At 63.7% G+C, this 17,560-nt stretch carries 13 protein-coding genes; 7 read left to right on the top strand and 6 right to left on the bottom strand.

What is annotated here, in order from left to right; translation table 11 throughout:
• Window positions 1-275: 275 nt before the first annotated feature.
• Both dnaG and A4R29_RS21865 read right to left on the bottom strand, forming a co-directional pair.
• A complete protein-coding gene (gene dnaG / locus A4R29_RS21860; protein WP_063172871.1) occupies window positions 276-2,213 on the bottom strand; it encodes a DNA primase in 1,938 nt (645 codons plus the stop codon).
• A 141-nt stretch (window positions 2,214-2,354) separates the two neighbouring features.
• Window positions 2,355-2,726 carry an RcnB family protein gene (locus A4R29_RS21865; RefSeq protein ID WP_013530147.1) on the bottom strand — a complete coding sequence of 124 codons (372 nt, stop codon included), beginning with the start codon at window positions 2,724-2,726 and terminating at the stop codon, window positions 2,355-2,357.
• A 387-nt stretch (window positions 2,727-3,113) separates the two neighbouring features.
• Between A4R29_RS21865 and A4R29_RS21870 the strand changes: the two genes are divergently transcribed.
• Window positions 3,114-4,778: a Na/Pi cotransporter family protein gene (locus tag A4R29_RS21870; RefSeq protein ID WP_013530146.1), complete on the top strand. Its 1,665-nt coding sequence runs from the start codon at window positions 3,114-3,116 to the stop codon at window positions 4,776-4,778.
• A 279-nt stretch (window positions 4,779-5,057) separates the two neighbouring features.
• Window positions 5,058-6,242, top strand: a complete 1,185-nt coding sequence (locus A4R29_RS21875) for an MFS transporter (protein ID WP_063172872.1) — start codon at window positions 5,058-5,060, stop codon at window positions 6,240-6,242.
• A 61-nt stretch (window positions 6,243-6,303) separates the two neighbouring features.
• Here the strand turns inward: A4R29_RS21875 and A4R29_RS21880 are convergent, their stop codons facing one another.
• A complete protein-coding gene (locus tag A4R29_RS21880; protein WP_063172873.1) occupies window positions 6,304-8,517 on the bottom strand; it encodes a heavy metal translocating P-type ATPase in 2,214 nt (737 codons plus the stop codon).
• 105 nt (window positions 8,518-8,622) lie between these two features.
• On the opposite strand from A4R29_RS21880, the gene A4R29_RS21885 reads away from it, so the two are divergent.
• Window positions 8,623-9,039 carry a MerR family transcriptional regulator gene (locus tag A4R29_RS21885; protein WP_013530143.1) on the top strand — a complete coding sequence of 139 codons (417 nt, stop codon included), beginning with the start codon at window positions 8,623-8,625 and terminating at the stop codon, window positions 9,037-9,039.
• 8 nt (window positions 9,040-9,047) lie between these two features.
• Here the strand turns inward: A4R29_RS21885 and A4R29_RS21890 are convergent, their stop codons facing one another.
• Window positions 9,048-9,605 (bottom strand): GNAT family N-acetyltransferase, encoded by a 558-nt coding sequence (locus tag A4R29_RS21890; protein ID WP_063172874.1) that lies wholly within the window; start codon window positions 9,603-9,605, stop codon window positions 9,048-9,050.
• A 182-nt stretch (window positions 9,606-9,787) separates the two neighbouring features.
• Complete coding sequence (katG, locus tag A4R29_RS21895; RefSeq protein ID WP_063168780.1) at window positions 9,788-11,983, bottom strand: catalase/peroxidase HPI; 2,196 nt, start codon at window positions 11,981-11,983, stop codon at window positions 9,788-9,790.
• Window positions 11,984-12,248: 265 nt separating this feature from the next.
• Between katG and A4R29_RS21900 the strand changes: the two genes are divergently transcribed.
• A complete protein-coding gene (locus A4R29_RS21900; RefSeq protein ID WP_063172875.1) occupies window positions 12,249-13,196 on the top strand; it encodes a hydrogen peroxide-inducible genes activator in 948 nt (315 codons plus the stop codon).
• A gap of 20 nt (window positions 13,197-13,216) precedes the next feature.
• Here A4R29_RS21900 and A4R29_RS21905 read toward each other — a convergent pair whose 3' ends face one another.
• On the bottom strand, window positions 13,217-13,930 hold the full coding sequence (locus tag A4R29_RS21905) for a DNA helicase (RefSeq protein WP_013530139.1): 714 nt from the start codon (window positions 13,928-13,930) through the stop codon (window positions 13,217-13,219).
• Between the two features lie 582 nt (window positions 13,931-14,512).
• On the opposite strand from A4R29_RS21905, the gene A4R29_RS21910 reads away from it, so the two are divergent.
• From A4R29_RS21910 to A4R29_RS21920, 3 genes are all read left to right on the top strand, one after another.
• Window positions 14,513-15,490 (top strand): hypothetical protein, encoded by a 978-nt coding sequence (locus tag A4R29_RS21910; protein WP_063172876.1) that lies wholly within the window; start codon window positions 14,513-14,515, stop codon window positions 15,488-15,490.
• 579 nt (window positions 15,491-16,069) lie between these two features.
• Window positions 16,070-16,426, top strand: a complete 357-nt coding sequence (locus tag A4R29_RS21915; RefSeq protein ID WP_027162069.1) for an SPW repeat protein — start codon at window positions 16,070-16,072, stop codon at window positions 16,424-16,426.
• 211 nt (window positions 16,427-16,637) lie between these two features.
• Window positions 16,638-17,555 (top strand): NADP-dependent oxidoreductase, encoded by a 918-nt coding sequence (locus A4R29_RS21920; RefSeq protein ID WP_063172877.1) that lies wholly within the window; start codon window positions 16,638-16,640, stop codon window positions 17,553-17,555.
• The last annotated feature ends 5 nt before the right edge of the window (window positions 17,556-17,560 follow it).

Consider the following 17,560-nt stretch of genomic DNA (forward strand, 5'->3'; position numbering starts at 1 on the left):
GTTTCCCCTTTTTGGGCGACATCCATTAAGTCCAGATTAACCCTGATATCTGTGGCAGGCGGGCTGCCTGTCCAGTGACCAGTACCTCACATCGCTTATTTCCCGTCGACGCGGGTTCGGGTTAACGTTTCGAATCGTCCTGATTCCGCCAATCTGCCAGAAGGTCAAGCGCCTCTCGCATGATTCGCATGAAAAAAGCGAATCAATTACCCGACTTAGCCCGTTACGCGCCATTTGGACGCGCAACGACGCTTTCTCAATTCACTCGCTTCCAACTAAGCTCGCCCTGCCCTGCCCGAGGAGACGCCAAACCCTTCGATCAGCGCTTCCGTGGCTTGCACATCCTGGAATTGCGCCTGAATTTCGATCAGGTGCCGGTAGTTTTCGTCTGTGGGATCGGTGGCGAGCGCCGCTTCCGCCTGTTTCAGTTCCTTATGTAAGGTGCGCGCGCTGCGCTGCAAGTGCAGCGCCTGGCTGAAAGCATCGCGGGCATCTTCGAGGGCGGCGGTCTCCAGCGCCGGCCATTGCCGCATTCGCCGGATCAACCCGACGGCCCGCTCCCAGATCTCGGCGCAGCCGGCGCGTTCGATCGTCGCAATCACCGCCTGCCGGTCATTGGCCATGTCATGCGCCATTGCATCGAGGATTGCCGCATGCAGCCGCCTCAGATCGGAGTTGGCAAGATCGAGAAACTCGATATGGGCGAAATTCTCGTCGATCAGTGCCGGATGGTTGACCAATGCGACGATGATCGTCGCCTCGCGCACCGACATCCCCTCGCCGCCGCGTTTGACCAAAGCCGACTGGCCGAGACTTTCGGTGATCGCAATGCGGCCGCCACCGCTCTTGGCGAACTGCCCGCCGGGAGCGGCTGCCTTGCCCTGGCCCGGGCGCCCATCCTGGCGGCCGCTTTGCCTGGTGCCGCGCTGCGAGCCGAAGAAGCTCAACACGCGCTCGCGCATCTCCTGTTGATAATGGTAGCGGAGACTTTCATCGCGGATGCGGCTGGTCAGTTCGCGCAGCGTCTTCTCAAGCTCGGCCCGCCGCTCCGGCGTGTCGAAGACGCCGCCCGCCGTCTCACGCATCCATAAAAGATCGACCAGCGGCCGCGCCTCGGCCAGAACGCTACGAAACGCATCCGGTCCTTCGGCCTTGACCAGATCGTCGGGATCCTTGCCTTCCGGCAGCAGCACGAAACGCGCCGAGCGGCCGGCCTGCACCGACGGCAGCGCCATGTCGGCGGCCCGCCACGCGGCCTTCAACCCGGCCTTGTCGCCGTCGAAGCACAACATCGGCTCCGGCGCCATGCGCCACAGCAGCTCGAGCTGGTTCTCGGTAAGCGCGGTGCCGAGCGGCGCCACGACATTCTCGAAGCCGGCCTGTGCCAGCGCGATGACATCCATATAGCCTTCGACGGCGATGACCGTGCCGCCCTTGGCCAAGGCCTTGCGGGCGCGGGCGAAATTATAAAGCACGTTGCCCTTGTGGAAGAGCTCGGTGTCGGGCGAGTTCATGTATTTGGCCAGCGCATCGGGCTGCAGCGCGCGGCCGCCAAAGGCGATGATCTTCCCCCTGGAATCCGGGATCGGAAACATGATGCGGTCGCGGAACCAGTCATAGGAAACCGGGATGTCGTCGCCGTGGCGCACCAGTCCGCAGGCCTCGATATCGGCTTTCGGCACGCCCCTGGCGGCGAGATGCTCCTTCAGCGCATTGCGGCTGTCGGGCGCAAAACCAAGCCGGAACGATTGCTGCGTCGCCGGCGTCAGGCCGCGGTCGCGCAGATAGGCACGCGCCTTGGCGCCTTCCGGTCCCTGCAGCCGTTCCTGGAAGAAGGCGGTCGCCATCTCCATGACGTCGGTCAGGCTGGCGCGTTCCTTTTCGCGCCGCTCCTCCTGCGCATCGCGGACCGGCATCGGCACCCCGGCCATGTCGGCGATCTTTTCCACAGCTTCGGGAAAGCTCATCCCGTCCAGTTCGGTGAGGAACTTGAAATGATCGCCCGAGACCGAACAGCCGAAACAATGGTAGCGGCCCTTCTTGTCCTCGCAGTGGAAGGAAGGGCTCTTCTCGCCATGGAACGGGCAGCAGGCCCAATAGTCGCCGCGCGGTGCGTTGGTCTTCTTGCGGTCCCACGCGACGCGCTGGCCGATCACCGATGAAATCGGCACGCGGTCGCGTATCTCGTCGAGGAAGGCGGGTGGAAAGCGCATCGGGGAACTCGTTTCCCGATTATATAATCACGCCCGCGAAATCCGACGACCCTTAATGCGGGCCATACCCGGTTTCCACAGGCAAAAAGAAAGGCGGCCGTAGCGGGCCGCCTCCCTTTTCAATGTCCGGCAAGGTGCCGATTAATGCGCGGCAAGCGCGCCGAAGATGACGCCGGAGAGGATGCCGACCAGCACATAGTCGTTGCCGACGCGGATCCATTCCTGGCCGCGGCCGGGGCGATGCAGGCCGTAGCGGCCATAGTCGCGGATCGGCTGATGGCGCTTCCAGCCGGAATATTTCTGGCCATGCCGCCAGTTGTTGCGCTTCACGACGACGACCTTCTTCTTGTAAACGCGCTTCCTCACATCGCTGTGGTGGCCGGGCTTCTGCCAGTCGACCTGGCTGTAGTTCGACTGCGGCGCGTTCGGCGCATTCAGCGGTGCGGCCTGGCCGGTGAGCGACGTGGCGGCCAGCATCGAGAAAGCGAGTGCGGAAAGGACGATGCGTTTCATGAGAAGTCTCCTTGGTTGTCGATATCGAAGCAGTAGCTGCCCATCGATGAACCGAAACTGAACGCACGCATTACAATTATGTAATGGATTCCTTGATTTACCCAAGGAAGCTGAACATGATCGCAAAGGCAGGAGCCAGTCGCACCGCAAACTCGGCCTATCCGCCGCTTCGCGCCCGCCCAGCAATGCAACCATTTGCGCGTCCGTCCATTTTCCGACACCGCCCGTCGCGCGGCAACGGCCCTTGAAATCGACAAGATTTTATTATCCGGCTAAAATATTCGCGTTATTATAAGTCACCGCCATGAACATGATTCGTTCCCTCGTTTTTCCTTCTGATCGCCACGCAAAACAGGGCGGGCGCCCTGTTTGCATGCGGGGGACGAAATGAGCGGGTCCGTCGTCCTTCTGCATCTGGCCGGCGCCGTGGCGCTGATGCTGTTTGCCACCCGCATGGTGAAGACCGGCGTTGAACGCGCCTATGGCGACGTGCTGCGCCATCGCCTCCGCGCCACCATGCGCAATCCGATCATGGCGGTGCTGGCCGGCACCGGCCTTGCCATCGCCCTGCAGAGCTCCACCGCCGTCACGCTGCTGGTCGGCTCCTTCGCCGGCTCTGGCATCGTCTCGGGCGCCGCGGGTCAATTGGCGGTGCGCGGCGCCGAGATCGGATCGGCGCTGGTGGTCAAGCTGCTGACCTTCGACCTGACCTTGCTGGTGCCGCTGTGCCTGATCACCGGCACGGTCATGTTCATGGCCACCGAGCGGCGCGACTGGCGCCAGTCCGGCCGCATCCTGGTCGGCATCGGCCTTCTGATCCTGTCGCTGGAGATGATCGGCCAGGCATCGGAGCCCCTGCGCAACAGCCAGCTCATGCCGGTCATCATCAACTACTTCTCGACCGATTCCATCACCGCCTATCTGCTGGCGGCACTGATCACCTGGCTGTTCCAGTCGAGCATCGCGGCGGTGCTGTTGATGGCGACGCTGGCAGGCCGTGGCCTGATCACGCCCGAACTTGGCGTCGTTCTCATCCTTGGCGTCAACCTCGGCTCCTCGATCATCGCGCCGATGCTGACCCGCTCGTCGAGCCCCGAAGTGCGCGTCGTGCCGATCGGCAATCTCCTGATGCGCGGGCTTGGCTCGCTGGTCATGCTGATCCTGGTCATGATCTTCAGGCCGCACTTCGCCTTTCTCGGTTCGACGGCGGCGGACCAGATCGTCAATGCCCACATCCTGTTCAATGTGCTGATCCTGCTCGCCGGTCTGCCGCTGGCAGGCTTCGTCTACCGCGCTTCGGAGAAGATCGTCGCACTTGGCACCAAGCCCGTGCCGGCCGCCTCGCTTGACGTCGTCGAGCTGTCCGCACTCAACGAAAGCGCGCTCGACGTGCCGAGCCAGGCGCTGGCCAATGCCACCCGCGAGGTGGTGCGGGTCTGCGAGACGATCGAGATCATGCTCAAGCGTATCATCGAACTCTATGAAAGTGCCGACGCCGACAAGATCAAGGCGCTGGCCGCACTCGACGACCGCGTCGACCGCAAGCACGCCGCGATCAAGCTCTACCTCGCCAAACTGACCAGGAACCCGCTGACCGAGGACGAGGCGCTGCGCTGCCAGGAACTGATCGGCGCCTGCGTCAAGCTCGAGCAGGTCGGCGACATCATCGTGCGCAACATGCTGGTGCATGTGAAGAAGAAGTTCGAGCGCGGACTGGAATTCACCGACGAGGGCTGGGCCGAGCTGTGCGCCTTCCATGGCTCGGTTCTGGCCAATGCGCGGCTTGCCTTCAACGTTCTGGTCTCGCGCGATCCCGAGACCGCCCGTCAGCTGGTGCTGGAAAAGGACCGGCTGCGCGACCGCGAAAAGGAAACCAGCGCCAGCCATTTCGTGCGGCTGCGCGACGGCACCGCCAAGAGCGTCGAAACCAGCTCGATCCATCTCGACACCATCCGCGACCTGAAGCAGATCAATTCGCTGCTGGCCTCGATGGCCTATCCGGTGCTTGAAGAGCGCGGCCTGCTGACGGGGTCGCGGTTGAAAGCGAGCTGAAGAATAGCAATCCCCCACGAGGCCTCCGGAGAGAGAGGAAGGGCGCGAGTTGAAATAAGATCGCGCCCTTCCTCTACCCCGTCGATCGGGGGAGAGGAAGGGAGCGCGCTTGGATAGGTTCGCGCGCTTCCTTTACCCCGGCCATCTCCCCCACAAGGGGGGAGATTGGCGCTTCACCGCCTCGCCCCCACTGAAGAAAACCTAAACTCGCGACAAAAATTTCTGGATTGCCCGCAAAGCCCATCCGTGGTTTGAGGCACTTCCAGCTAAGGCTTCCCCATGTCGCTTCCGCTCATCGCCCTGTTCATCGCCGCCTTTGCCTTCGGCACCACCGAATTCGTCATTGCCGGCGTGCTGCCGCAGGTGGCGCAAGGCCTGGGCGTCTCGGTTCCCTCCGCCGGCTATCTCGTCTCCGGCTATGCCGGCGGCATCGCCATCGGCGGTCCGCTGCTGGCGCTCGCCACCAAGTCATTGTCGCGCAAGACCTTGCTGCTCGGCCTCGCCATCGCCTTCACCATTGGCCAGGCGGCTTGCGCGCTGGCGCCCGATTTCACCTCGATGCTTCTATTGCGCATTGCCGTGGCGGTCGCGCATGGCGCCTATTTCGGCGTCGCCATGGTCGTCGCCGTCGGTCTCGTGCGCGAGGACCAGCGCGGCATGGCTGTCGCCGTCATCCTGTCCGGCCTCACCGTCTCCAACGTCATCGGCGTGCCGGCCGGCACCGCAATCGGCAACATCTGGGGCTGGCGTGCGACTTTCTGGGTGATGTGCGCGCTGGGTGTCGCGGCAACGCTTGCCATGGCAGCCCTTTTGCCGCGCACCACCGGCTCATCGGCCAAGCCCGCCGGCTTCGCCCGCGAGGTCCGCGTGCTGGCCCGCCAGCAGGTCTGGACATCGCTGATCCTGATGCTGATGCTGATGATCGGCCAGTTCGGCCTGTTCACCTACATCACCCCGACACTGCTCGAAGTCACCGGTCTCGACGAGAACCTGGTGCCGTGGGTGCTGCTGCTCAACGGCGTCGGCGCGACCCTTGGAGTCTTCCTCGGCGGCAAGCTCTCCGACTGGAAGCTGATGCCGTCATTGATCACCATGCTGGCCCTGCAGGCGGTGACGCTTGGCGTCATCTATGCCGTCAGCCCCTATCCCCTGCCGATGGTTGTGGCGATCGTCATCTGGGGCGGTCTCAACTTCGCCATCGGCACGCCGATCCAGACCCGCATCCTGGCCTGGACCGCGGACGCCTCGAACCTTGCCTCGTCGCTCATTCCCTCCGGCTTCAATGTCGGCATCGGGCTGGCCGCTTCGTTGGGCGCCGCGATGCTGAACAGCGGCTATGGCTACCGCAGCCTGCCGCTGCTGGGCGCCATCGCCATGCTGGTTGCCGTGGCAGTGGCGCTCGCCTCTTATGTCTGGGAAGGGCGCAGCAACGCCACGCCGCCGCTGACAGCCCCAGCCGAGTAGATCACGATCCGGAAAAGTGGACGCCGGTTTTCCGAAAAGATCGCGATCAACCAAAAACACTTCACCCGCGCCAGCGCAGCAGGCGCATGGCGTTGGCGGTGACCAGCACGGTCGCGCCGGTATCGGCCAGGATCGCCGGCCACAGGCCGGTGATGCCCAAAATGGTGGTGACCAGGAACACCGCCTTCAGCCCCAGCGCCACGGTGATGTTCTGGCCGATATTGGCCATCACCGCCCGCGACAGTTTCACCATACGCGCGACGTCCATGACGCGGCCGTGCAGGATCGCCGCGTCCGCGGTCTCCAGCGCCACGTCGGTGCCGCCGCCCATGGCAATGCCGATATCGGCGGCCGCGAGCGCCGGCGCGTCGTTGATGCCGTCGCCGACCTTGGCGACCTTGAAACCCTCGCGCTGCAATTCGCCGACGATGCGCTGCTTGTCCTGGGGCAACAGCTCCGCCCGCGCCTCGATGCCGAGCGAAGCGGCGATGGCTTGCGCCGTGCGGCGGTTGTCGCCGGTCAGCATCACCGCGCGGATGCTCTCGGCCTTCAGCGCCGCGATCCCGGCCGCAGCATCCGGCCGCGGCTCGTCGCGCATGGCAATCAGCCCGGCCACCACGCCATCGGCGACCAGCACTGACACCGTCTTGCCCTGGCCGTTGAGGCTGTCGACGGCGAGGCGCTGCGCTTGCGTCATGTCGGCGCGTTCGCCCGCCGCCTGGCCGGAGCCGAGGAAGACGGCGACGCCGCCAACGCTGCCCTCGACACCCTTGCCCGAGATTGCCTTCGCCGCGAGAGCCGGCGGCACCGGCGCCTTGTCGGCCTTGGCCCGGTCCAGGATCGCCATCGCCAACGGATGGCTGGAGCCCTGCTCCAGTGCTGCCGCCAGCGCCAGCACGGTGCGTTCATCCCTTCCATACGCCACGATGTCGGTGACGACAGGCTTGCCTGCGGTCAGCGTACCGGTCTTGTCGAAGGCGACCGCCGTGATCCGGCGAAAGCCTTCCAGCACCGCACCGCCTTTCATCAACAGGCCACGCCGCGCACCGGTCGCCAGGCCCGCGGCGATCGCCGCCGGGGTCGATATGACCAGCGCGCAGGGGCAGCCGATCAGCAGGATCGCAAGGCCCTTGTAGATCCATTCGTTCCAGTCGCCGCCGGCAAGCAGCGGCGGCAACAATGCCACCAGCGCACCGACCGCCAGCACCGCCGGCGTGTAGGTGCGCGAGAAGCGATCGATGAAGCGCTCTGTCGGCGCCTTGGCCTCCTGCGCCTCCTCCACCAGCCGCACGATTCGGGCGATGGTGTTGTCGGAAGCGGCCGCCGTCACCCGCACCTTGAGCACGCCATCGGTGCTGATCGTGCCGGCAAAGACGGCGTCCGCAACGCCCTTGCGCTTCGGCGTGCTCTCGCCGGTCACCGGCGCCTCGTCGATTTCGCTCGCGCCCTCGATGATCTCGCCATCGGCCGGGATGCGGTCGCCCGGCCGCACCAGGATGATGTCGCCGACCGCAAGGTCTTCGGCGGGACACTCCGATGTGCCGCCTGCGCGCTCGACCAAGGCCGTCTTCGGCACCAGATCGGCAAGTCCCTGGATGCTCGCCCGCGCCCGGCCGGCGGCGACACCCTCCAGAAGCTCGCCGATCAGGAAGAGCACCACCACGGCGGCGGCCTCTTCAGTGGCACCGATCATCACGGCGCCTATCGCCGCGATGGTCATCAGCATCTCGATCGAAAACGGCGTGCCGGCCAATGCCGCCATCAGCGCGCGCCGTGCGATCGGCACCAGGCCGACCAACAGCGCGGCCAGGAACACCCCGCGTTCCGCCACCGGGAACAGATGGCCGATGCCGTATGCGGCGAGAAGCGCTGCCGCGCAGGCGAGCGTCAGCACCGCCCGGCGGGAACGCCACCACGCCTGCCCCGTCTCGGAATGGCCATGATCGGGATCGGGATCGTGGCTCGCATGATCGTGGCCTTCATGGTCATTGTGGACGTGATCGGCGTGCGCCTTGTCTGACATCGGCGATACATGTGCCTCGGCCCTGACGATGCCGTAGCCGAGCCGAGCAACCTGCTGCAGCACCCTGCCTTCCGGCAACGCGCCGCCATGGCTGACCGTCATGCTGGCACCGGTCACCGAAACCGAGACATCGGCGACGCCGTCTAGGCGACGCACCGCCGTATCGATCTTGGTTGCGCAAGAGGCGCAATTCATGCCGCCGATCTTGAACCGCGTCTGCCTGATTTTTACCTGGTCGAGGGGCGCCGTCATCACATCACCTGTCTGTCTTGCCCGCGCGGCGTCGCCGCATGGGTCTTGAACGCTGATGTCAGGCACTGTAATTGCTCTAGTCACTAGAGCTTCAAGAGGCAATTCATGTTTTCGATCGGTGATCTCTCGCGCCGCACCGGGGTCAAGGTGCCGACCATCCGCTACTACGAGCAGATGGGCCTTGTTGCCGCACCCGAGCGCTCGGAAGGCAACCAGCGCCGCTATTCCAGGCAGGAGCTGGAGCGGCTGGCCTTCATCCGCCACGCCCGCGATCTCGGTTTCGCCGTCGAGGACATCCGCTCTCTGATCGATTTGAGCGGCCACCCCGAGCAACCCTGCGGCCACGCCGACAAGATCGCCGAGGAGCAACTGATCTCGGTGCGGGAAAAGATTGCCCAGTTGAAGCGGCTCGAGGCCGAGCTCGAACGCATCGCCACGTGCTGCAATGGCCAGACGGTCGGCGACTGCTACGTCATCCGCGCGCTGTCGGATCATGCGCTGTGCGCCGATGAGCATGGTTGAGATACATCCTACAGCTCGATCCGGAACCGCAAGCTTTCTGCCCCGCCATAGGCGGCGTCCTCGAAAAAGCGTTCGACGAGCTTGCCGCCATTGGCCGGGATCACCTTGTGCGAGGCCGGATTGCCCGGTTTGGCGGTGATCTCGACGTGAGCCAGGCCGACCGCCCTCGCCTCCTCCAGCATCAGGCGCAGCGCCTGTGTAGCGTAGCCGCGCCGCCGCTTCCACGGCACCACCGCATAGCCGATATGGCCGAGCACATGCGGCGGCAGGTCCGACGTGCCCTTCTGCCAGCGAAAGCCGATCGAGCCCGACGCCTCGCCGGCCCAGATCCAGCGGCGGAAGCCTGGCAGGCGCGGCACCTTTTTGCCGTCGGGCAAGGTGATCGGACCGCCCCTGGCCTGGGGATCATCGAGGTCGGCGAGAAAAGCCACGGGATCCCTTTCGATTGCCGCAAGCTGCTCGCGCGTCGCTTCCAGCAATCGCACATTGTCCGGCGACCAGCCGCGTTCGAGTGCCGCCTTGTAGGACGGCAGATGTTCGAACGCGGGTTTGACGATTTCGATCATGGTGCACCGGTGCAGACGCGATACCCACAAAATAGCACGCTTGACCAGGGAGGCACGGTCCACCAAAGCGCGGCCCCATACGACAGAGGCCGCGCTCCCATCACTGGAAACGCGGCCCTGGCGTTGTGTCCTTGGGAGGACCGGCGATCCGGCGCGGCCGCGCCGGAGCACCTTTAGCGATCTCAGGCGATGTCGAAGCGGTCGGCGTTCATCACCTTGGTCCATGCCGCAACGAAATCCCTGGTGAATTTCGCCTTGGCGTCCGCCGACCCGTAGACCTCGGCAAGCGCGCGCAATTGGGCGTGCGAGCCGAAGATCAGGTCGGCACGGGTGCCGGTCCACTTGACCGCCTTGGTCTTGCGGTCACGCGCCTCGTAGACTTCGTCGGAGCCGGCGGCCGGATCCCAGACCGTGTTCATGCTGAGCAGGTTGACGAAGAAGTCGTTGGTCAACGTACCCGGCCGGTCGGTGAACACGCCGTGCTTCGAGTTGGCCGTGTTGGCGCCGAGCACACGAAGACCGCCGACCAGCACCGTCATTTCGGGTGCGGTCAGCGACAGCAATTGCGCCCGGTCGACCAGCATGGCTTCGACCGACATCGGCTGCTTGCCCCTGACATAGTTGCGGAAGCCATCGACTTTCGGCTCGAGCGCGGCAAAGGAATGGACATCCGTCTGTTCCTGTGAAGCATCCATGCGACCCGGCGTGAACGGCACCTTGGCCTCGTGGCCGCCATCCTTCGCCGCCTTCTCGACAGCGGCGACACCGCCGAGAACGATGAGGTCGGCCAGCGAGATCTTTTTCCCGCCGGTCTGTGCCGCGTTGAACTCCTTCTGGATGGCTTCCAGCCTGGCCAGCACCTTCGACAGTTCCGCCGGCTGGTTGACCTCCCAATCCTTCTGCGGCGCCAGCCGGATGCGTGCACCATTGGCACCACCGCGCTTGTCGGAATTGCGGAACGTCGAGGCCGAGGCCCACGCCGTCGAGACCAATTCGGAAACCGACAGGCCCGATGCCAGGATCTTCGCCTTCAGCGACGCAATGTCCTGCTCGCCGACCAGTTCGTGGTCGACCGCGGGGATCGGATCCTGCCAGATCAGCTCTTCCTTCGGCACGAGCGGGCCAAGATAGCGAACGACCGGCCCCATGTCGCGATGGGTCAGCTTGAACCAGGCGCGGGCAAAAGCGTCGGCGAACTGGTCCGGATGCTCATGGAAGCGCCGCGAGATCTTCTCGTAGGCCGGATCGACCCGCAGCGCGAGATCGGTCGTCAGCATGGCAGGCGCGCGGCGCTTGGACGGATCGTGGGCATCCGGCACGGTTCCGGCGCCGGCGCCGCCCTTCGGCGTCCACTGATGCGCGCCCGCCGGGCTCGTGGTCAGCTCCCATTCGAAGTTGAACAGATTGTCGAAGAAGTTGTTGCTCCACTTGGTCGGCGTCGTGGTCCAGGTCACCTCGAGGCCCGAGGTGATGGCATCGCCGGCGATGCCCGTGGCATGCTTGCTCGACCAGCCGAGGCCCTGCGCCTCGATGCCGGCGCCTTCCGGCTCCGCACCCACAAGCGAGGCATCGCCGGCGCCGTGGGTTTTGCCGAAGGTGTGGCCGCCGGCGATCAGCGCCACGGTCTCCTCGTCGTTCATGGCCATGCGGCCGAACGTCTCGCGAATATCGCGTGCCGAGGCCAGCGGATCCGGCTTGCCGTTCGGCCCTTCCGGATTGACATAGATCAGACCCATCTGGACGGCGCCGAGATGGCCCTGGAGTTCGCGGTCGCCGGAGTAGCGCTTGTCGTCGAGCCACTTGGTTTCCGAACCCCAATCGACGTCCTGTTCGGGTTCCCAGACGTCGGCGCGGCCGCCAGCGAAACCGAAGGTCTTGAAGCCCATCGATTCCAGCGCGACGTTGCCGGTGAGGATCAGCAGGTCGGCCCAGGAGATCTTGCGCCCATATTTCTGCTTGACCGGCCACAGCAGCCGGCGCGCCTTGTCGAGATTGGCATTGTCCGGCCAGCTGTTGAGCGGAGCAAAACGCTGCTGGCCGGCCCCGGCGCCGCCACGGCCGTCGCCGATGCGGTAGGTGCCGGCACTGTGCCAGGCCATGCGGATGAACAGCGGCCCGTAATGGCCGAAGTCGGCCGGCCACCAATCCTGCGAATCCGTCATCACCTGGTGCAGGTCCTTGATCACCGCATCGAGATCGAGCGACTTGAATTCCTCGGCATAGTCGAACTCTTCGCCCATCGGGTCCGAAAGGTTCGACTGCTGATGCAGAACGCCAAGGTCCAGTTGGTTCGGCCACCAGTCACGGTTCGTCCTGCTGGAGGATCCGTGCGCAACGGGGCATTTGCCGGCACTGGGATCATCGGTCTGTGCGTCCATGTTCTTCTCTCCGATCGTGGCTGTGTTGAGCTGTTCAACTGCTGCGTGAACAGGGACACAAAAATGTCCCTGTAGGCGGTCCGTTTCATGGCTGGCGCGATGACCTGAGCCCGATACGCGACCGAATATGTTGGATGTCCTGTTGCTGCGGGCATGCGCCTCACCAGGCGGTCCCGGCTGCTCCTCATCTTCGTTACGACTCCTATAGCAAAGCCGCTTGATTAATTTAAGTTGGATTTCCTGATTGCAGCGATAAGATGACATTATGACAAACCTGACGCTGAAGCAGCTGCGTTATTTCGAGGCGCTGGCCCGGCACAATCATTTCGGCCGCGCCGCCGATGCCTGCTCGATCTCGCAGCCCGCCATCTCGGTGCAGATCCGGGAGTTGGAGGAAACGCTGGGCACGGAGCTTTTCCAAAGAGGCCCACGCCAGGTCCGGCTGACCAATTTCGGCGAGGAATTCGCCTTGCGCGTCCGCGACATCCTGCGCTCGGTGGATGAGCTGACGGATCTGGCCCGCGCCTCGCGCGACCGGCTGGTGGGACGGTTGCGCATCGGCGTGATCCCGACGATCGCACCCTACCTCCTGCCTGCCATCATCGGCAACCTCGCCCGCATGCATGACGGGCTCGATATCCACGTGCGCGAAACGCAAACGCAGAAGCTGATCCAGGAACTGGCCGACGGCCGGCTTGACGCGGCCATCGTCGCCTTGCCGGTGTCGGAACCCTCGCTGACGGAAATCGAGCTGTTTGCCGAGAACTTCGTGCTGGTCCGGCCCGGCGAGGATGAGGGAAAGCCGGTCCCCAACCGCGAAATGCTGCGCGAGATGCGGCTGCTCCTGCTGGAGGAAGGCCATTGTTTTCGCGACCAGGCGCTGTCGTTCTGCAACATGCATTCGGCGCGGCCAAGGGAGTTGCTGGACGGCAGCTCGCTGTCGACCCTGGTGCAGATGGTCGGCGCCGGTGTCGGCGTCACCTTGATTCCCGAAATGGCCGTGCCGGTGGAGACGCGCTCGGCGGCGGTGTCTGTCGCCCACTTTGCCAACCCCCAACCGTCGCGGACGATCGGCATGATCTGGCGCAAGACAAGCCCGATCGCCAAACAGCTGATGCTTATATCCGAAGTGGTTCGCCAGGCGGCCGAAACGTTGCGCGCGCAGCACAATCCGGCATCGGTTGAGCTGAACCTGGTAGCAGCCGCCCAATGAAGGCTTGGCTGACCCGATCGTCAGCCTGCCGCGTGGAACCGGATCTCGCCCTTGTTCAGGAAGCAGGTCTTGTTGAACAGCGACAGATCCAGAGGGTTCGGCAACCGCACATCGCCGATATCGGGAACCGGCTTCTGCGCCGGGTCGTAGGACCGGTCGATCTGCGAGATGAAGACGAGGATCAATCCCCTGTCGCCGGCAAACGCTTTCAGCGTGCGAACCTGCGCCATCAGCTCCGGATTTTGCCGCTTTTGGTCGAGCAGTTGCAGGTAGTCGATCACCACCAGCGTGCCGCGCGGCGCCGAGCCCAATGCCTTGACGATGTAGTCGGCGCTGATGGCGTCGGAATTGTCGAACACGAACCGGTCGTTGAACTGCACCGGGTCTGCCCCGATGGCTCGAAACCGGTCGAGCACATCCCGCTGCGTATACTCCAGCGTGAAGAACACGCCCCGACTGCCGGACTTCATGGCTTCGATTGCCAGTTCGAGACTCATCAGCGTCTTGCCGTGGCCGGGTCGTGCACCCACCAGGACCAGATCGCCGGGCGCAAGTTGCGCAAACAGTGTGCCGGCAGGCGCCGCCCCGGCTGCCTTGGCCGCAAGCAGGCTCCAACTGGCGAAGCCTTCCCGTACTGCAACACGGTCAAGCGCTTCGTGGAGCGGAATTTTGGCCTCGCGGGACAACAGCCTGGCTTGACGCTTCAGATGATAGATGGGCGCGGACAGCTTCATGACAAACCTCCTGGTGCGAGCCATTTTCGCAACCCCTCCTTATGCCAAGCGCTCGAACAGTTGGTTCGGTGATGAGAGAGCCCTGCATGGATGATGCTTTCCCGGCGGAGGGAGGAGGCGTGAGCCACGCCAGAATCAGATGATAGCTCAATCCCTGCGTATCGAAAATCGCGGAACTCGAGAGATCAGGTTCCGAACTCGCGGCTTTTCGCGATAGGAATTTTTTCTTGACTCCCTGCACTCAGCTATGGTACATATTTGTCCATGGTGCTGATTTGCGCCAATGGCCCGCCGCACAGGCGGGTTTTTCGTTTGATGCTCCGTCAGCCAACGCGCCGACGAGCTCGAAGGAACCCGCCAACCCGAGTTTGTTGCCCTGCTTCAAGGATGCGAAGACGTCCGCCGCAAGCCTGGAGCCAGCATGTCGGCGTAGGCGTTTGCATGCATCGACCTGCTTTACGGATCTTCATGCGGGTACGCTAAACAAGATGTGTTTCGCCTGATAATGCGAGGCCATCTATGATCGATTCTCGCGGCAATACCGCAAGGAATCGCCATTCGCTTCGACAGGAGAATTGATCCGTGCGGTTGAGATCTGTTTGTCTGGGCGTCGTCGCCAGCTTTTTCGTCGCCGTCATCGCCGTGACGGTGTCGGCTCGATCCTTTGCCGCATCATCTGACGTTCCGGCCTGGCTGCAGGCTCATGTCGGCAACAGCGACGGCCAGATCTCACAAATTGTCCTCGAACGTGCCCGCGCGCTTTATCGGAAGAAGGTCGCCCAAGGGGCCGTCAAGAACCCCTGCTACTTCGCCATGGATGCGACACGCCCCAGCGATCTGGGCAATGGCGTGCTCGGCCGCCGCTACTACGTCATCTGCGAGGCCAGCGAGTCCTTCCGCGCGATTTCGTCGGGTCATGGCAGCGGGCGGAATCTGAAGGGCGTCGTCGATTTTTCGAACGGCAAGCGGTGCGCTAGGAACTTCGGCAATGCGATGGATTCATCGTTGACGGCCGGCGGCGCCTATATGACCCGCGAGGCGAAAACCTCGTTCAAGGGTTATTACCGGACCGGTGCGAAACGGGACGTGGCTTTCCAGCGCACCTTCATCCAGTTCGACGGCGAAGGCGAAGCCGCGAACGCCAGGCAGCGGGTGATCGGCGGCCACGCAGCCCAGGTGCTGCACGGCCTGTGCCTGCGCAAAAATCCGAACAGCTCGCATGCCGACCATGACGGCTTCGTACCGTTCGGCAAGCTGGTGGATTATGCCGGCGGTCGCAGCAATGGCTGCACCAGTTGGTCGCCGGCGGATGCGCAGCAGATTATCCCGATGGTCAAGGACAATCCGACGACGCTCTACATCTACCCGGAATCGCGCGACATCGCCGCGGTCGCAGCCAACCATTCACAGCCGGGCGCCTATTGGAACGCGTCCTGCCTGAAGGAAATCGGCACACCGAAATTCTGGCCGCGAAAGACCCTCGAGCCGATCATCGCCCAATACAGGAAGGATCATCCGGCACCGCCGCCGCAGCCAGTGCCGATTTGCACGCAGCCGTGACGTCCGCTTCGGCATGCGAACCATGCGCATTGATCAGCCGTCGTGAACCGGTATCGATCCCGATCTCCGAGGTTTGGCAGCGTCTGACTCCCCGCGCGTCGTCGATGTCGGTAGCCAAAGGCTGGGATAGGTTCATTTGTAACCTCGGCGCGATGGTCCCCAGAGACAACGCGCGCCCATGGCGCGGGCGGCCGCCGCCGGACCAAGGGTACCCGCGGCAGGAAGGAAGCGGCACAGAAGGCTGCCAGAACGCGAACACATCACGCTTACATTGAACGTCTTCTTCGAGGACTGGCGCTCCGGGTGACGACTATGATCGAGAGGCGATCACATGGGTAATCGACTGCGCCTCGCACCTTCCCGCCGCGTTGTATGTCGCGAACGGATCGGGAGTGGCTGAATGCTCCCGGCGAGGAGAGTTCCCGGTGCCGTGCCAGGCCGATTGGTTGGAACCAACGGCCTGCTCTCCAGTTAGAAAGCCAGCAAGTCTGGTTGTAGCCTTGCCGCCATGTGACCGACGGTTTCAAGGCCGCCGATTGAGCTTCGGAAGCGTGGAGAGCACGCTTGATGGAGAAAATCATGAACCAATGGTCAAACGCCAAGCTCTGTGACGTAGCAAATCTGGTCCTCGGAGCAATTCTCTTCTTCTCTCCATGGATATTCGCCTTCGCGGCGGGGACACAGTCCCAGAATGCCATGGGCAGCGGCATCGTGATTGTCGTGCTTTCGGTTGCCGCCCTCTTCGCCTTTGCTGTCTGGGAGGAATGGCTGAACCTCGTTGTGGGTCTTTGGGTAGTTGTGTCTCCCTGGGTGCTTGGATTCCAGGCAACCACAGCCATGGGCGTGCATGTTGTAATCGGCGTTCTGGTCGCGGTTCTGGCTGCGATCGAGCTGTGGATGATGAACCAGAACCCGCCGACGCAGTCTACGGCCTAGCAGGACTGGGCGTCCTTGCGGCGGCCTGATCGTGACGGATTGGCCGCCGACAAATTGGCATCCCGCTGGGTCGCCGATGATGGTGGAAAATCATCTGACGGTGGCCCCCGGGAGGCCAGCGTGCCTGCCGCCGCAACCTCGGCTGCACAGCCGCTGACGACAGCCCTGCAGACAGCGTCGCCGAAAGCCAGACAACAGGAGGTATGCCGACATGAAAGCAATCCGCATCCACGCTTTTGGCGGACCTGAGGTCCTTTCGATCGATCAGGTCCCCTCGCCTCAGCCGCTTGACGACGAGGTTGTGCTCAGGGTCCGCGCCGCAAGCGTCAATCCGATCGACTACAAGACCCGCGAAGGGTCGGTGAGCGAGACCCTGCCGGTCACGCTCGGGCGCGACGTATCCGGCACGGTGGAAATATGCGGTACGCGGGCGCATACGTTGAAGAAGGGCGACCCGTTGTTTGCGATGCTTGGTCATGACCGGGGCGGCAATGCCGAATATGTCGTGGTCAAGGCGACGGAGGCGGCTGCCAAACCGGATCGTCTAAGCCATGTCGAAGCCGCGGCGGTGCCGCTTGCCGGCATCACCGCATGGCAAGGCCTTTTCGATCATGGCGGCCTCAAATCCGGACAACGGGTTCTCATCCATGGCGGCGCCGGCGGCGTCGGTCATCTGGCGATCCAGCTGGCCAAGGCCGCGGGCGCGTTCGTCGCGACAACCGTTTCCGCCGAGGACGTCGTTTTCGTGCGTGAGCTTGGCGCCGATCAGACGGTCGACTACAAGAATCAGCGTTTCGAAGAGGTGGTCGATGCGGTCGACCTGGTGTTCGATCTTGTCGCGGGCGACACGCAGGAGCGCTCCTGGGAGGTGCTCAGGCCTGGCGGGACACTCGTTTCCACGCTTTCCCAACCGTCGCAGGAAAAGGCAAACTTGCGTCGGGCGCGTGGCGTCTCCTACCTGGCCGAGCCGAATGCGGCGCATCTTGCCGAGATCGGCCGCCTCATCGAGGCCGGCAAGGTCACCCCCTTCGTGCAAGCCACCTACCCTCTTGGAGAGGTCGCCAAAGCGGAAGAACGGCTGGAAAATGAGCATGTGCGTGGCAAGATCGTGCTTGAGGTTTCCGCCTAGCGCGA

The organism is Mesorhizobium ciceri biovar biserrulae (assembly GCF_001618845.1).
Lineage (GTDB): Bacteria > Pseudomonadota > Alphaproteobacteria > Rhizobiales > Rhizobiaceae > Mesorhizobium > Mesorhizobium ciceri.

What these genes read in the sequence shown, in the direction of transcription:
- A4R29_RS21920 (WP_063172877.1), top strand. Translation starts at nt 16,638, where the DNA reads ATGAAAGCAATCCGCATCCACGCTTTTGGCGGACCTGAGGTCCTTTCG.
- dnaG (WP_063172871.1), bottom strand. Translation starts at nt 2,213, where the DNA reads ATGCGCTTTCCACCCGCCTTCCTCGACGAGATACGCGACCGCGTGCCG.
- A4R29_RS21865 (WP_013530147.1), bottom strand. Translation starts at nt 2,726, where the DNA reads ATGAAACGCATCGTCCTTTCCGCACTCGCTTTCTCGATGCTGGCCGCC.
- A4R29_RS21880 (WP_063172873.1), bottom strand. Translation starts at nt 8,517, where the DNA reads ATGACGGCGCCCCTCGACCAGGTAAAAATCAGGCAGACGCGGTTCAAG.
- A4R29_RS21905 (WP_013530139.1), bottom strand. Translation starts at nt 13,930, where the DNA reads ATGAAGCTGTCCGCGCCCATCTATCATCTGAAGCGTCAAGCCAGGCTG.
- A4R29_RS21915 (WP_027162069.1), top strand. Translation starts at nt 16,070, where the DNA reads ATGAACCAATGGTCAAACGCCAAGCTCTGTGACGTAGCAAATCTGGTC.
- A4R29_RS21890 (WP_063172874.1), bottom strand. Translation starts at nt 9,605, where the DNA reads ATGATCGAAATCGTCAAACCCGCGTTCGAACATCTGCCGTCCTACAAG.
- A4R29_RS21885 (WP_013530143.1), top strand. Translation starts at nt 8,623, where the DNA reads ATGTTTTCGATCGGTGATCTCTCGCGCCGCACCGGGGTCAAGGTGCCG.
- A4R29_RS21900 (WP_063172875.1), top strand. Translation starts at nt 12,249, where the DNA reads ATGACAAACCTGACGCTGAAGCAGCTGCGTTATTTCGAGGCGCTGGCC.
- A4R29_RS21875 (WP_063172872.1), top strand. Translation starts at nt 5,058, where the DNA reads ATGTCGCTTCCGCTCATCGCCCTGTTCATCGCCGCCTTTGCCTTCGGC.
- A4R29_RS21870 (WP_013530146.1), top strand. Translation starts at nt 3,114, where the DNA reads ATGAGCGGGTCCGTCGTCCTTCTGCATCTGGCCGGCGCCGTGGCGCTG.
- katG (WP_063168780.1), bottom strand. Translation starts at nt 11,983, where the DNA reads ATGGACGCACAGACCGATGATCCCAGTGCCGGCAAATGCCCCGTTGCG.